The following is a 15,442-nucleotide window of genomic DNA, read 5'->3' as shown; positions in this document are numbered from 1 at the left end:
ATGAATAACCTAGTAGGCCTCGCCATCAGTTCTTTGGCTCTTGCAGTTAGCCAAGGCGTGCAAGCACAACAAACCCAAGAACGGGATATTGAAGTTGTCGAAGTGAAAGGAAATGCGTCTTCACTTGGCAATTTAAATCCAGGCGACAATCAGTTAAAAGGTATCTTTGGCGCCGGAATGTCGGCGGCAGAAACACCTCGTTCAGTCACATCCTTGTCTAGCGAGGCACTAGAAGCATTCAACATTAATGATTTACACGACATTGTCAAAGCTGCTCCCAATGCCTATGCATCAAGTGGTTTTGGTACACCAAGCTTACCAAGCATAAGAGGCCAGCTAGGCGAATTGTTCCAAGACGGTATTCGTCGCCAGGCCGGTAACAATGGTTTCGGACTGCCGCTGTCTTTCAATGGCGTAGAACAAGTCGACGTGGTTAAAGGCCCGTCACCTGTATTATTTGGTAGTACACAGCGAAACGGCGGGTTTGTAAATTTGCAAACTAAAGCCGCCTCAACACAAGGAACGCAAGGTAAGGTGACACTTCGCGCCGGTCGTTGGGAGCAATACTCTGGTCAGGTCGATGTTAATACGGCGATTGAAGAGGGCAAAAGCGGCTTTCGCATAAGCGCAGAATACCTCGATCACGGCAGCTTTTACGATTTTGCAGAGCGAGACAGCGTTAATCTCTTCGCTGCGTATCGCTACACCCCAAGTGATGCACTCACTTGGGATATTAGTGCTGAATACTACGATACCGATTATCCGGACAATGCGGGTATTAATAGACCCACTCAATCGTTAATCGATGATGGCTTGTACATTACCGGTCAGGGCGTTCAGCCTAACGGCAGCACGGTACCTGGTGCGGGGGCAATAATTTCACCCACCGGTGAGGTAGTTATTCCACGTAATCGTGTATTTACCAACCCTGATGATATTAATGGTGCAACCACCACCGTGGTGCGCAGCAGTATCGACTATCAATATGCCGACAACATCACTATTCGCAACTTATCGTATTATCAATATTTAGAGCGCGAAGAAGTGGCGCAAAACAGCTTCGTCGAAATAATCGATGGTGCTGATACCTTTGAAAATAGAACTGAGGTTGATTATCAGTGGTCTGACTCGCAAACAACAACGGTTGGATTATCAATTCGCTATAACGATGTGTTGGGCTACAGCCAATTTACCACTGAAGCCGATAACCCTATCGACTTGACAGGCCCGCTTTCAAACCGCGTAATTCCCCTTACTGATGCACAAAAAGCCCGTTTAGTGCAGTTGCGCCCAGGCGTATTTGTCTCTCCTGGTGCCCAATACGACCTAAACGGTGACGGGGCTGGAGATTTCAATTTATCTGACACGACAGACTCTACCACGTGGCAAACCGGCATAGCGGTGCAGCAGCAATCAAAGTGGACTGATAATTTAACCACTATTGCCGGTGTGCGAATTGATTACTACGACGTTGAGGCCCGAGACCCGTTATCGCCAGAGGGCGTTGAAGCAGCCTCTGATACCTACAGTGATACTTTAAGTAGCTATCAGCTAAGTGCGGTTTACAAGCTTACCAACGCGATTAATCTTTACGCTGCATTTTCCGAAAACGATGCCACCTCCAATAGCATGGGAGGTGGTACGGTACTGGGCGGAGATAACGAGATTAATCCGCTGAATTTCGCTACTGAAAATACGCTGTATGAAGTTGGTGTAAAATATTCACCTAGCAGCGAGTGGTACGCAGAGGTATCGGTGTTTGACCAAACCCGTAGTTTGCGAAACCGCGATGGCAGCAATAGCGGCGTTAAAACCCAAGGTGCAGAGTTTCAAGTGTTTTACCAACACAATGATGTGTGGGTAAACGCAGCGTATAGCTATTTAGACGCGCGCTTTGATGACTCTGCAGCTTTCCAAGGAACGTCACAAGTGATTGATGCCTTCGATAACAGCCGCCCCGATATTGTTAGCGGTACGGGCGTTGGCTCACCATCGTTTACGGCGTTTGCCCCTTCAGACAGTCGAGTGCAGGGAATACCTCGTCAAATGGTGTCATTGAATACAGGCTGGCAGTTAACCGATGACTTCGCAGTAGGCGCTAGTGCTCTTTACACCAAGTCGTTTCCATTAGATTTCTTGCAAACGGTAAACATTCGCGACCAGTATTCCCTTGACTTAAATGCGGACTATCGCATTAATGAACAATTACGTGTTCGTGCAGACGTTATTAATGTGACTGATCAGGACAATTGGCAACCACTGTTTGAAGGCGGTTATTTTGGTGCAACGCTTGTTATGCCTAATGTACCTCGTCATGTTCAGTTAACTATGCAGTATGCGTTTTAAGCGCACATAAGGAATAATAATGTTTAAGAAAATTGCGTTGCTTGCTGTCATTGCAGCCGCTGTCGTTGGGTTTTTCTATTTTGATCTCAACTCGTATTTGACGCTAGAGGGGATGAAAGGCTCGCTAGATACGTTCAAAACTCAAATATCTGAAAACCCGGTGTTAAGCGTCGCGATTTTCTTTGCGATTTACGTAGCGGTAACGGCGCTGTCGTTACCTGGAGCGGCTATTCTTACGTTAGCCGCTGGCGCCTTATTTGGCCTGTTCCAAGGCCTAATTATTGTGTCCTTTGCGTCTAGTTTAGGCGCAACACTGGCCTTTTTCGTCGCCCGGTTTATTTTGCGAGACACGGTACGTAATAAGTTTAAAGAGAAGCTGAAGAAAATTGATGAGGGCGTTGAAAAGCAAGGGCCATTCTATTTATTTACCCTTAGGTTAGTGCCGGTTTTTCCATTCTTTTTAATCAATTTATTGATGGGCTTAACGTCTATCAAAACCTGGACATTTTACTGGGTAAGTCAAGTAGGCATGCTTGCCGGTACGGTTGTTTACGTTAATGCTGGCACCCAGTTAGCGCAGATTGATAGCCTTTCGGGCATTTTATCCCCTGAGCTACTTTTCTCTTTTGTTTTGCTGGGTATATTTCCTTGGATTGCGAAAGGCATTGTGGCCATAGTTAACCGTCGTCGTGCTTACAAAGGCTATAGCAAACCTAAAACCTTCGATAGAAACTTAGTGGTTATCGGTGCAGGCGCTGGCGGCCTAGTAACCAGCTACATTGCTGCTGCGGTTAAAGCGAAAGTAACGCTTATCGAAGCGGGGGAGATGGGTGGAGATTGTCTTAACTATGGCTGTGTGCCCAGTAAGGCAATAATAAAAACGGCCAAAGTCGCTAATCAAATGCGCCATGCCGATGATTACGGGCTAAACCCAGTTTCACCGTCTATGTCGTTTAAAAAGGTAATGAAAAGGGTGCACGAAGTTATAGCAACCATCGCCCCTAACGACAGCGTAGAGCGCTACACAAACCTAGGTGTGGATGTGGTAAAAGGCTATGCGACCATTATCGACCCATGGACCGTAGAAATTAAAACCAATGAAGGCGACGTAAAGCGCTTAACCACCAAGAATATTGTTGTTGCTACTGGCGCTAGCCCATTTATTCCTGAGCTTCCTGGTATCGAGGAAAGTGGGTATGTTACTTCAGACACCCTTTGGACTAAGTTTGCCGAATTAGACGATGCACCTAAAAGGTTAATAGTGCTAGGCGGCGGCCCTATTGGTTGTGAGCTAGCACAGGCCTTTGCCCGGTTGGGCAGTGAGGTGACTCAGGTAGAGCGTGCTCCCCGTTTAATGGGGCGTGAAGATACGGATGTGGCCGACTATGTGCAATCGGTGCTCACAGAGAGTAACGTTAAGGTTCTAACACAGCATGATGCATTGCGGTTTGAAACTCGTGGTGATGACAAAGTGTTAGTGGTGGCTAAAGATGGCAACGAAATCGACGTTGCCTATGACGAAGTTATTATTGCAGTAGGGCGTAAAGCTCGCCTCAATGGCTTTGGCCTAGAAAAGCTGGGCATTCAGTTTGACAGAACGATTGAAACCGATGAGTACCTGCAAACACTCATGCCAAACATTTATGCTGCAGGAGATGTAGTGGGGCCGTATCAATTTACTCATGTTGCAGCGCACCAAGCGTGGTTTGCAGCGGTAAATGCGTTATTTGGAACGTTTAAAAAATTCAAAGTGGATTACAGCGTAATTCCTTGGACGACGTTTATCGACCCTGAAGTGGCGAGAGTGGGTTTAAGCGAACGAGACGCTGTCGAGCGAGATATTGACGTAGAAGTGACGCGATACGAGTTTGCCGAACTAGACAGAGCGGTGACAGAAAGCGCCCGCAAAGGATTTATTAAGGTACTTACACCCCCTGGCAAAGACAAAATTTTAGGTGTAACGGTGGTGTCTGAACACGCCGGAGACTTGCTGGCAGAGTTTGTTATTGCCATGAAGCACGGGTTGGGACTAAACAAAATTTTAGGCACCATTCATACCTATCCAACGTGGGCTGAGGGCGCTAAGTACGCTGCCGGTAATTGGAAGCGCGCGAATCAACCTGAAAAGCTATTAAGCTTTGTTGAGAAGTTTCACACATGGCGCAGGGGCTAATAATGCAATTGGGTAACGTGAAGTTCGGTATATTCTCACCTACCGCTATTAGTGGCTTTTGTGCCACTGCACCTAAACTAGTACCTGAACAAGCACCTAAACAAGCACCTAAACAAGCACGTAAACTAACAACTAGAAGGGCACCTAAAAAATGCGTGAAAATGCACTGATGAAAATGCTCAAAAGATTAAGCGCAGTCGCAGCAATAGGCTGCGCGCTATCCGTGTTCTCGCTAAACGCATTGGCAAACAGCAAATTACATGAGAAATACAATGCACTACTCGATAAACATGTGGTGACTATCGACGGTGGTGCCAGTACTCAAGTTGACTATAAAGGGTTTAAGCGCGATCAAAGCCAGCTAAGCAGTTACCTTGACCAACTCGCCGCAGTGCCGCCGCGTACATTCGACTCGTGGGATCAAAATACGCAGCTAGCATTTCTTATTAATGCGTACAACGCCTATACCATCGATTTAATTCTTACCGAATACCCTGAACTTGAGTCTATTCGAGATTTAGGCAACTTTTTTTCCTCTCCTTGGGACAAAGAGATAGCCCCGCTTCTCGGTAAGTCCCGGTCCCTTGACGATATAGAGCACAATTTAATAAGAGGGGACAATAAATACAGCGAGCCACGTATTCACTTTGCGGTTAACTGTGCAAGCGTTGGCTGCCCAGCGCTTCGAGAAGAGGCCTATGTGGGCGAGCGATTAGACGCTCAGCTCGATATGCAAACAAAGCGTTTTTTAAGGGATAGTTCCCGCAACAAGATAGAAAACGAAACACTCTATTTATCAAAAATTTTCTCATGGTATAAAGGCGATTTTGAAAAAAACTGGAAGGATACTAATTCGGTGTTTGAGTTTATCCTTTTATATAAAGACGCGATGGCGCTAAGCAGTGCTCAAGTCGATTTAATTAAGAACGGAACGGCTGATATTGATTACCTAGAATACGACTGGTCGTTGAACGATACAAAAGCGGCAGCGAAAAATTAGTCATAATGAGAAGGGCGTGCGTTTTTTTACCCGTGTGCAGCGCAAAAAACACTTGCGATGCAATCATGGCTTTCGTTCGGTTAGCATGCCTAACGATATTAATTATCGCAGGTAGTGCTTATGCCGATTCGTTAGTAAATGGCAGTGACAATCCTATTGCTGGTCCAGTTGTTAATCCCCAGACTAATCCCAAAACTGATGCCAACCCCGTTGTGCGATTTCACGCATGGGGCGGCAGTGCGCAGGTAAATAGTTACCTCAAGTGGGTTGCCGATAGGGTTGAGCGCAAACACGGCATTGCGTTAAAGCACGTGAAGCTTGCCGATACCAGCGACGCGGTTTCAAGAGTATTAGCAGAAAAAGCCGCGGATAACTTACATAATGGCAGTGTCGATCTCATTTGGATCAACGGTGAAAATTTCGCTGCTATGAAAAAGAATGCGTTGCTGGCAAAGGGATGGGTGGGTGATATTGCAAACTTTGCGTTAACAAATCCAGATAGTAATTCGGCAATGGTGACAGATTTTGGTGAGCCAACGCTGGGAATGGAAGCGCCGTGGGGTAAAGCATCTATGGTGTTTTACTACCGTAAATCGCACTTTGACTCATACAATAAGCCAGTACCCCAAACTATTCATGCCCTTTTGCAGTTTAGTCAGCAGCAGCCTGGTCGGTTTACTTATCCAGTGGTAACAGACTATTTAGGTATAAGCTTCATCAAGTACGCTGCTATTGCCCTTAATTCGTCAAACCAATCGCTATTTTATAAACCCGTTACTCAAAACGCCCTAGAGAAGATTACTCCTTCGTTATGGACGTACCTTGATGCGCTGCATCCCACAATGTGGCGTAATGGCGAATACATGGTACGACAAGCATCTCAGCTACAGCGATTAATTGGCAGCGGTGAACTTTCGTTGGCCTTTTCGTTTACCGCTGCAGAAATACCAAGTGCGGTAGAGCGGTTTGATTTACCGCGGGATGTGCGTACTTTTGCAATGTCAGACGGTAGTCTGGCAAATGTGCATTTTATAGGGCTAACCTTTAATTCGCCTAATCAAGCGGCGGCAAAAACGGTAGTCAATTTTCTATTGTCCCCTAAGGCCCAGGCAAAAAAACAACGTTTACAGGTATGGGGTGACGACACCGTACTTGACACTAACCTGTTATCCCCTTCGCAAAAAAGCATGTTTGAAACCCAGCAGTCTCATCCTTCAGCACTTGATAAGTCTCAGTCAACGCCTCTGTACGCAGAGCCTCACGCTAGCTGGACCGATGCACTGAGACAGGCCTGGGAAGAGCGATACGGGGCGAGATACTGATGTCTAATTTCAATTCTCAATCTACGCCTCGATCTAGGCCTCAATCTAAGCCTCTATCTAAGCCTCTGTATAAGAATAGAAACCGAAGCTTGGCGCAGGGCCATTTCAATCGCATTGCGGTTTGTGCAAAGTGGCTATTACTCTGCTTACTGATTATTCCCGTGGCTGCTGGCGTTATAGGGGTTTTCTTACCTGCCATGGGTTACTTTCCTGCCATTGGCGCGAATCAATTTGATTTTCGCGTTTTCGCCGCATTATTTGATGTGGCAGGCATTCACACCATGATGTGGCTTTCGCTTTTCACAGGCGTAGTTGCGACAGTGATTGCTGCGCTATTTGCGTTTGTGTTGCTGTCTGTATTTTATCGCTCGCAAATGCTCTCTCGATTACAGATAGTACTAAGCCCTTTTTTGGTATTGCCACACGCCGGTGCAGCAATAGCCCTAGTATTCTTACTGAGTCCATCGGGGTTCTTTGCACGGCTTTTTACGTTCAATAGCAGCGCCATTGCCTCTGCAAATGAAGGTGTTTTTCTTTTCGATAGTTACGGCATCAGCATTATATTAGCGCTAGTGTTAAAAGAAACTCCGTTCGTTCTTCTTATGGCAATAAGTGTGATGTCGCAGCCGCTAATACGGGAGAAAATCAACGGTTACTTTAAAGCAGGTACCGCTCTTGGATACTCACCTATCGCTATTTTCTTTAAATTAGTGCTGCCAATAGTGTTTCCACAAATACGACTGCCTCTTTTAGCAGTATTGGTTTTTGCGGTTTCAAACGTAGAGATTCCGCTCATACTTGGGCCTAATGATCCCAGTACCCTAGCCGTAGCCGTACTGCATTGGTTTAATCATATTGATTTATCTATGCGCTTGCAGGCCTCCTCTGCAGCAGTTGTGCAGGTGGGTATCGCTGTGTTTGCTATTATTGTGATGTTGGCAGTTGAGAAGGGCTTCACCTTTTATGGTAAAAAATGGCTGCAGCGCGGGAAGCGACACGTTACCGATAAAGCAATTAGCGCCATAGCCTACCTACTATTGATAGCGTACGTGGTGCTAGTAGTGAGTGCTATTTACACACTGGTTGCGTTCTCGTTTGCGAAGCAGTGGACGTTTCCTAACATTATACCGGCTGACGTCACCATGGTTCACTGGAACACTGTGTTAGACGCGGTGTTAACGCCCTTATCGAATACCGTGTTATTAGGTGTTAGCGTAAGCTTCAGTGCATTAGTATTAGTGTTACTTACTCTTGAGAGCGAACCATTGAATACTGGAAAGACACGGGCTTCGCTGCTACTTCCTACGGCCTTATTTTTACCTCTTCTAGTGCCTGGGGTAGCCTTTTTGTATGGCTTAGTGTGGTTCCAGCAGCTTATTTTAAAGGATGCCGTTTGGTTTCATGTGTATGTGGCGCACATGGTTTATGTGATTCCTTATGTGTACCTATCACTGGCTGTAGCGTACCGAAAGTTTGATAACCGTTATGTAATGGTGGCGCTAAGCCTTGGCAAATCACCAATGGGTGTGTTCTTTTTAGTAAAACTTCCTCTGCTCATTGGGCCCATTCTGGTTGCCTTTGCTTTAGGGCTGGCAATTAGCTTCAGCCAGTACCTTCCTACGTTACTCACCACTGGCGGGGCAATTTCTACAGTTACCACAGAGGCAGTGGCGTTAGCTGCGGGAAGCAGCGCAAGATTAAGTGCAGCTTATGTGGTTATTCAAGCTGTAATGCCATTGTGTGGGTTTGGTTTAGCGTGGTGGTTATCGAACATACTCTTCAAACCGAGCACAACCAAAATAAGTACAAATAAATCCAGCACAGGTAAAAGTGTAAGAAGCGTATGATCTATCTAACAGAAAAGAGAGCGTAAATGGCACTGACACTCAGAGAGCTTGAAATTTTTAAGGGGAGCGCTTTGCTACTTTCCCTTGATGTCACCGTTGATGAGGGTGAAATTTTAACGGTAATGGGGCCAAGTGGGTCGGGTAAGTCAACGCTGCTGCAGGCAATAGCAGGGCATCTCGACACGCCTTTTTCGTTTTCGGGTTCCATCTCAATAGATGGAACGAATCTAGCTAGTCAGCCGCCACATCGGCGCGGTGTTGGCGTTATGTTTCAAGATGCACTTTTGTTTGAGCACATGACGGTAGAGCAGAACATTATGTTTGCTATGCCTAGTGCTAAGTATCAAACAAAGAGCAGAAAACGAGAAGCTGTGGCAAAGCTGCTTCACGCTGTTGAGTTAGATGAAATGCAACATAGAGTGGTAACCACATTGTCTGGTGGTCAGCAAAGTCGTATTTCTCTATTGCGTACGTTAGCTGCAGAGCCACAGGCGGTATTACTTGATGAGCCCTTTAGTAAATTAGACACAGCGCTTAGACAACACATTCGGGAATGGACATTCACGCAGTTGCGCGAGCGCAATATACCCGCACTACTCGTTACTCATGACAGTGCCGATGCTGTGTCAGCCGGTGGTCAAGCCATTGAGCTATCATCATGTTAGATGCCAAAGTAACCCCGTTTATCAAACCGCTTTTAAGACCCATAGTTGTTGGCTTAGACAAACGTGGTATAACGCCTAATCACGTAACACTCGCAGGATTTATTGTTGGTTTGATAGCCGTGCCTTTAATAATTCTTAACTGGTGGCTAGGGGCCCTTGGCTTCATCATATTCAATAGAGTGTGTGATGGTATCGACGGCGAGCTTGCGCGATATCAAAAAAGCAGTAGCAGTGCTGGTGGTTATTTAGATATTTGCTTAGATTTTCTATTCTATGCTTCAATTCCATTAGCGTTTGGCATTGCGAACCCCAGTGAATGGGGGATACCTGCTGTGGTATTGTTGGCCACCTTTATTGGCACGGGAAGCAGCTTTCTTGCATTCGCAGTCGCGGCAGAGAAATTCAATATCGACCGCCCACAGTTTGCGAATAAAAGCTTTTATTACATGCAAGGGCTTACTGAAGGTACCGAGACGATAGCTGTCTTTTTAGCGTTTTGTATCTGGCCTAACCATTTTCCTATTATGGCTTACTGTTTTGCAGCGGCCTGTCTCGTTACCATAGTGACAAGAGTAAGCGGCGGCTTTGCTACACTTAAACGAGTAGAGCAGTCTAACGCGAGTAGTCAGAAATCAAACCAGCTATAAGAAGAGTGGGGTGAATGGACACTACATCAGTAATCCGACTTTCAGTGTTTATTTCGGTTTTCTTCATCATGGCGATGCTAGAGGCGTTTTTACCTGCGCGTAAATCAACTCTATCTCGCAAAGAGCGGTGGGTAGGCAATCTGTCTATGGTTGTTTTTGGTGCAGTGGTTTCTCGGCTTCTTGTGCCAGCTTCATTGGTAGGGATGTCGTTGTGGGCTAGCGAAAAAGGCTACGGCCTATTCAACATTCTCTTTGCATCAAATAGCACGCTAGTCAGTGCAGTACTCGTTGTGGTGGGGGTATTACTACTGGACGTGGTTATTTATTGGCAGCACAGGTTGTTTCATACCATTCCATTGTTGTGGCGCATTCATAAAATGCATCACGCAGATAGCCATGTAGACACCACCACAGGTTTACGTTTCCACCCAATAGAGATAGTGATCAGCTTAGGTGTGAAAACTGCCGCTGTAGTCGCGTTTGGCGTGCCTGTTTTAGCAATTGTCATTTTTGAAGTCGCATTGAATGGTTTTGCGCTATTTAATCATGCCAACATACGACTGCCTCAAAAGTGGGACGATAGACTGTCGACACTCATCATTACTCAACGATTACACCGCATTCATCATAGCCAAGCTAAAGAAGAATCTAACAGCAATTTTGGTTTTAGCGTATCGTGGTGGGATAAGGTATTTAATAGCTTTAAGTCCCGTGCCCATGAAAGCGACGATAAGTTGCCAATAGGGCAACGTGATGTGCCGCCCACAAAAGACAACGCAAGCATGCTATCGCTGCTTCGTCAGCCCTTTTCCAGACCGGCTAAAGATTGAGCTGAATAAACCTTCCAATCGTTTTTGTTTATATTGTTAATTTTTTTACTGGATGCATATATCATTCATGGGTGTTGAAAAAAACAGCAAGTGGAGGTAAGTGTTGTTATACTTCGCACATAACCAATGCCTGTTTTATCAATAAATACGTTTTTTAACATAGATGTGCACGCTTGGAGTTAGCGTTTCAGTAGAGATTGCGATGATGAAATATACAGCTTAGAAGCTTATCATTGAGACTAGCTTCTAAGCCTCAAAGTAACGAGAGGTTGATATTGCACAGTAATAAAAGAAATGAATTGCTTCAGCAGCTTCCCACACCCCTTATGTTTAAGCAAAGAGGTGATAGCAGCTATTGCTTAAATACCGCGTTTCTTTCACTTTTCGGCATATCACCTGATAGCAAAAAAGGCAGTGAACCCACAGATTTTCGTTTTTATGACCCCCTCACTAAGAATGAGCTTACTGGTGAGAAATGTCCTTATCAAGCATTAGAAAAAGGCGATGTAGCAAGCACCTGGGTTCGCCTTCAAACTCCTGAGCGCTCGTTACACTGCTTTATTAATGGCTCAACCATTACAGACAATGGCACACAATGGCTGGTGTTCCACATTGATGCGAATAATCGAGTGACCGCCAATAACGGAAACGATAGCGCTGGTGCACAGCGGCATATTGAATTTAACCAGTTACTTACCAAATTTTCCTCAAAACTCATTAATGCCAGTGCACAAGATTTGGACGTTATTATTGCTCAAAGTCTCGCTGCCTTTGGTGAGTTTTGTGATGTTGACCGCTGTTATCTTTTTGAGTTCTCAGACGATTTTGCTTTGATGTCTAACACCCACGAGTGGGTGGCCGCGGGCGTTAACCCTTACATTGACGAATTGCAAAATATGCCAACAAAGGAAATGCCGTATTTAATAGGTCATATTGAGCATGGTCTATTTAAAGTGGATGACGTAAGCAACATTCCCGACTCAGCGATTGCCGAACGTGAAGAATTTCAGAAAGAAAATATATGTTCTATCTTGTGCTCCCGAATTATGGCAGATGGTAAAACTCACGGCTTTATAGGTTGTGACATCACCGGAAGCCCTTATACGTGGAGTGCTTCAGATATAGAATACTTAAAGCGAATTGGTGACATGTTGGGCAATACGCTGCAAAATATTTATAATCGTAAAGCCATTCATACTATGCAGCAGGAGCTGATTGAGGCTAATAGACAACTGCAAAAATTAGCTAATATTGACGGATTAACGGGCATAGCAAACAGACGCCTGTTTAACAGCACTTTAGATAAAGACTTAGCCCAAAGTTGTCGAAAACAAGACGCACTATCTCTTTTGCTGATTGATGTGGATTTTTTCAAACTATACAACGACCAATATGGTCATGTTGCCGGTGACAGCGTGCTTCAAAAAGTCGCTCAGACACTAGCAGACAGTTGTGTGGGTACCGATGATTTAGTCGCCCGCTACGGCGGAGAGGAGTTTGCTGTTATCCTGCCTTCTACAACCACCGACCGAGCGAAGGACATAGCCAATCGTATTGTTGAGAATGTTAAGGGGTTGGGTATAGAGCACGAAGCATCGCCTCATGATGGCCTGTTAACGGTGAGTATTGGCATTGCTACTCAAGAAGATAACTGTGATGAGAACTGTGTTGAATTGATTGATAAGGCTGATAAGGCGCTTTACCGAGCAAAATCGACGGGAAGGGGACGTGTCTGCGCTTAGTGCATTGTTGAATTAAAGCGCTCCTTAATAAAAATAAAAAAAGCCCGCTTTGAAAAGTTAAAACACTCCAGAGCGGGCTTTTTTTGTTTGTTATAGCCTAAAACTCATAAGACACGGTTGCACCGAATGTACGAGGCTGATTCGGGTATGCATTGTAACTACCGGCTTGAATTGGTGGTGGAAAGGCAGATAAGAAATACTCATCATTGTTCAAGTTGCGAACCCACACTTTTACGCTTAAACCGTTATCCATAGTTAGGCCCGCACTCGCGTTTAACGTGCCTACTTCTCGAGTAAGTTCAGCGGGAACGTTTTCTACAAGTCGTGCTTCACTTTCAAAAAGATAGTCTGAACGAACAAAGCCATACATGCCGTTACCTAATTCGAAGTTATAGGTAAGCCCCGCAACAAAGCTGCGTTCATGTATGCCTGCCGGCTGTGTTCCTGATAGATCGACTGGCCCGTCTACGCCGTTTGCTCCTTCAAAAGAATCGTAAACCGGGTCGAGAATGGTCCCGCCAAAGGAAAATACCAGTTCATCAGTTAGGTTGAACGTAGAATCAAACTCTATGCCTTTAGTTGATTGTTCACCTGCGTTTGCCAGAACAAAGCCCGTACCGACGAAAATACTCGACTGAAATCCTTCAATGGTTTGGTCGAACAATGTGACGTTAAATGCGCCCCGTTTAAATCTTGCCTTAACACCAAGCTCGTAAACCGTAGACTCCTCGGCTCCTGCATAGCGTGTACCGTAGCTTTGATTTGCTCGCGTTAAACTCGCTGTTTCAAGTGCTTGCTGATCGCTAGGAAACGGACGAGTATCACGAGATAGGTTCCACGAAGAGGCTTTAAAACCTGTTGCAGCGGATGCAAACACGTTGAAATTTCGATTAACTTCATAGGCTAAGCGCACGTTCCACGTGGTTTTGCTGTCGTTTGTATTCCCTCCCTCTACCTCATTAGGAAAAATAAGCTGCGGTGGCAAAAATTGAACACCTTTTAAGGTAGGCACAAACGGTTGTAAATCTGGAATGAAAGCAAGTGGTACGCCGAATACGGTAGGGTCCGTATCAAAATCAATCGCCGACAGTGTTTCGTTGTGAACTTGAGACACCGACACGTCTTTTTCATCATCAGTATACGAAATTCCAACCGTCGCGGTGAGTTTGTCACTTAAATCGTAATCAACGGTAGCAAACAGGCTAAACGCATCGTTTTCTTGCAGGAAGTCTGTGGCCACAAAGTTACTCGCGTTAAAAAAAGCGTTGCGAGGTTGTGCATATACGTCTTCAGCACTCTCTAAAAGTGGCTGTAAACCAAGAATGTTGAAAAATGGTCGTGTTCCTTCCCCATAGTAAAGTACATCGCCTGTATCCACTTCTTCAGAGAAGTAAAATCCGCCTACCATCCAATCGAATTCGTTATCGCCAGTCGAGGTTAAGCGAAATTCTTGGGTAAAGGTTTCTATATCGGTATTACCAGTTTCGGTAAGGATATCAAGTGAGGTGTAATCTACATCAGAATCGTAGCTGCTCGTATTTTTTCGAAACGCAGTAATTGACGTGAGTGTAAAAGAGTCATAATCCACGTCTATTTGAACAGAAACACCGCCATCTTCAACTGTATTAGTAGAGTTTTGGTTAAGCGCTGATTTGAATTCAAACTGGTCTTCTACATCAAGAACGGTTCCACCGAGAGCCCGCACAGCGGCTGTCGTTGGGCCATTGATAACATCGGCCACGGTGCAACAGCGTTCATCAATTTCACTGTAATCAGCAATAAATCGGATTCGTGTATCTTCGGTTGGTTCGTAAAGCGCCTGACCACGGACATTCCACCTATCACGGTTATTCATATCATCAAGTCCAACAACACTGTCGGTATAGCCGTCTCGTTTGTTAATACCGCCAGATACGCTAAACGCCAACTCTTCGGTAATTCCGTTCGTGTAATAACCTCTTAATAAGCGCTGATTAAAGTTGCCAACACCTAATTCCACTTTGGCGGCTTCTATAAACGAAGGGCCTGCTGTTCTAACGTTAATAACACCCGCAGAGGCGTTTTTGCCAAACAGTGTGCTTTGCGGGCCGCTTAATACTTCAACTTGTTCTAGGCGAGGTAAATCACCAATTTGTGCAGCAGCTCTAGAGCGATAAACGCCATCGATGAAAACGCCCACAGAGGGTTCGATACCTGTGTTATTTGTACCGTTACCAAATCCGCGAATTGAAAAATTTGTATTAGAGGAGCGTTGCAGTGGCGTTACACGAAGTGTAGGGACTAAAGCCTGTAAGTCTTGTATATCCAATACTTGCGTTTGCGCTATATCCTCTCCAGTAGTGACGGTAACAGCGATAGGCGTTTCTTGCAGTCCTGTTTGTCGTTTTGATGCGGTTATCAGAATTTGTTCAAAGAGATCGTCATCGGTTTGTGCCTCAGCTTGCGGTGTGTTGGTAGTTGATTCCTGTGCAAGGGCGACATGGCCTGACAGGCCGAGTGTTACTGCAACCATAAGCGCAAGTGGCTTTCGTTTAAAAAATGAAAGTGGACACTTTTCCATAGTACGTTCTCTTGTTGTGTTTATTTTTATAATAAGTTCGTCAATATTGCGTGTTATCTGACATAAATATCGGCGAACGAAGACAGATGTCTAACTTAACGTAAAATCAATCCATGTAAATATAATGTTATCATTTAGTTAAATGATGTTTTATATAAGGTTTGAGTGATATTTGAGCACTCGCCGGCAGGTAGTTAACGTTCTTTCAATTTTAAAGCACTATTTTTCACAAAATAGCACTGTTTAACTTGTTGATTTATCGAGATTAATGACACTTGCGACATTGCATAAACATGAAGTACACCTTTTG

At 45.1% G+C, this 15,442-nt stretch carries 10 protein-coding genes; 9 read left to right on the top strand and 1 reads right to left on the bottom strand.

Annotated features, from left to right (window positions below; all coding sequences use genetic code 11):
• The 9 genes from GTQ48_RS13255 to GTQ48_RS13215 all read left to right on the top strand — a co-directional run bounded on the left by GTQ48_RS13255 (position 1) and on the right by GTQ48_RS13215 (position 12,572).
• A complete protein-coding gene (locus GTQ48_RS13255) occupies positions 1–2,346 on the top strand; it encodes a TonB-dependent receptor (protein WP_163107103.1) in 2,346 nt (781 codons plus the stop codon).
• A 19-nt stretch (positions 2,347–2,365) separates the two neighbouring features.
• Positions 2,366–4,519 carry an FAD-dependent oxidoreductase gene (locus tag GTQ48_RS13250; RefSeq protein WP_163107102.1) on the top strand — a complete coding sequence of 718 codons (2,154 nt, stop codon included), beginning with the start codon at positions 2,366–2,368 and terminating at the stop codon, positions 4,517–4,519.
• 151 nt (positions 4,520–4,670) lie between these two features.
• Positions 4,671–5,519 carry a DUF547 domain-containing protein gene (locus tag GTQ48_RS13245; RefSeq protein ID WP_239060124.1) on the top strand — a complete coding sequence of 283 codons (849 nt, stop codon included), beginning with the start codon at positions 4,671–4,673 and terminating at the stop codon, positions 5,517–5,519.
• A 65-nt stretch (positions 5,520–5,584) separates the two neighbouring features.
• Positions 5,585–6,841 (top strand): ABC transporter substrate-binding protein, encoded by a 1,257-nt coding sequence (locus GTQ48_RS13240; RefSeq protein WP_239060123.1) that lies wholly within the window; start codon positions 5,585–5,587, stop codon positions 6,839–6,841.
• Positions 6,841–8,688 carry an ABC transporter permease gene (locus GTQ48_RS13235; protein ID WP_203565229.1) on the top strand — a complete coding sequence of 616 codons (1,848 nt, stop codon included), beginning with the start codon at positions 6,841–6,843 and terminating at the stop codon, positions 8,686–8,688. Before GTQ48_RS13240 ends, GTQ48_RS13235 begins: the two co-directional genes overlap by 1 nt.
• Before the next feature lie 26 nt (positions 8,689–8,714).
• Positions 8,715–9,353: an ATP-binding cassette domain-containing protein gene (locus GTQ48_RS13230; protein ID WP_163107100.1), complete on the top strand. Its 639-nt coding sequence runs from the start codon at positions 8,715–8,717 to the stop codon at positions 9,351–9,353.
• Positions 9,347–10,000, top strand: coding sequence for a CDP-alcohol phosphatidyltransferase family protein (locus tag GTQ48_RS13225; protein WP_163107099.1), 654 nt, complete (start codon positions 9,347–9,349; stop codon positions 9,998–10,000). Before GTQ48_RS13230 ends, GTQ48_RS13225 begins: the two co-directional genes overlap by 7 nt.
• A gap of 14 nt (positions 10,001–10,014) precedes the next feature.
• Positions 10,015–10,830 carry a sterol desaturase family protein gene (locus tag GTQ48_RS13220; protein ID WP_163107098.1) on the top strand — a complete coding sequence of 272 codons (816 nt, stop codon included), beginning with the start codon at positions 10,015–10,017 and terminating at the stop codon, positions 10,828–10,830.
• Positions 10,831–11,105: 275 nt separating this feature from the next.
• The gene (locus GTQ48_RS13215) at positions 11,106–12,572 is read left to right on the top strand and encodes a sensor domain-containing diguanylate cyclase (RefSeq protein WP_163107097.1); all 1,467 of its coding nucleotides are present in this window, start codon (positions 11,106–11,108) and stop codon (positions 12,570–12,572) included.
• A gap of 97 nt (positions 12,573–12,669) precedes the next feature.
• Here GTQ48_RS13215 and GTQ48_RS13210 read toward each other — a convergent pair whose 3' ends face one another.
• Positions 12,670–15,132, bottom strand: a complete 2,463-nt coding sequence (locus GTQ48_RS13210) for a TonB-dependent receptor (protein WP_163107096.1) — start codon at positions 15,130–15,132, stop codon at positions 12,670–12,672.
• Between the last annotated feature and the right edge of the window lie 310 nt (positions 15,133–15,442).

Source organism: Alteromonas genovensis (assembly GCF_010500895.1).
Classification (GTDB): domain Bacteria; phylum Pseudomonadota; class Gammaproteobacteria; order Enterobacterales; family Alteromonadaceae; genus Alteromonas; species Alteromonas genovensis.
The sequence above is the reverse complement of the archived record's forward strand: the minus strand, read 5'-3'. Positions and strand labels throughout refer to the sequence as shown.

Excerpts from the sequence above, each read along its gene's own strand:
- GTQ48_RS13240 (WP_239060123.1), top strand. The coding sequence starts at position 5,585 with ATGGCTTTCGTTCGGTTAGCATGCCTAACGATATTAATTATCGCAGGT.
- GTQ48_RS13225 (WP_163107099.1), top strand. The coding sequence starts at position 9,347 with ATGTTAGATGCCAAAGTAACCCCGTTTATCAAACCGCTTTTAAGACCC.
- GTQ48_RS13255 (WP_163107103.1), top strand. The coding sequence starts at position 1 with ATGAATAACCTAGTAGGCCTCGCCATCAGTTCTTTGGCTCTTGCAGTT.
- GTQ48_RS13220 (WP_163107098.1), top strand. The coding sequence starts at position 10,015 with ATGGACACTACATCAGTAATCCGACTTTCAGTGTTTATTTCGGTTTTC.
- GTQ48_RS13235 (WP_203565229.1), top strand. The coding sequence starts at position 6,841 with ATGTCTAATTTCAATTCTCAATCTACGCCTCGATCTAGGCCTCAATCT.
- GTQ48_RS13210 (WP_163107096.1), bottom strand. The coding sequence starts at position 15,132 with ATGGAAAAGTGTCCACTTTCATTTTTTAAACGAAAGCCACTTGCGCTT.
- GTQ48_RS13230 (WP_163107100.1), top strand. The coding sequence starts at position 8,715 with ATGGCACTGACACTCAGAGAGCTTGAAATTTTTAAGGGGAGCGCTTTG.
- GTQ48_RS13250 (WP_163107102.1), top strand. The coding sequence starts at position 2,366 with ATGTTTAAGAAAATTGCGTTGCTTGCTGTCATTGCAGCCGCTGTCGTT.
- GTQ48_RS13245 (WP_239060124.1), top strand. The coding sequence starts at position 4,671 with ATGCGTGAAAATGCACTGATGAAAATGCTCAAAAGATTAAGCGCAGTC.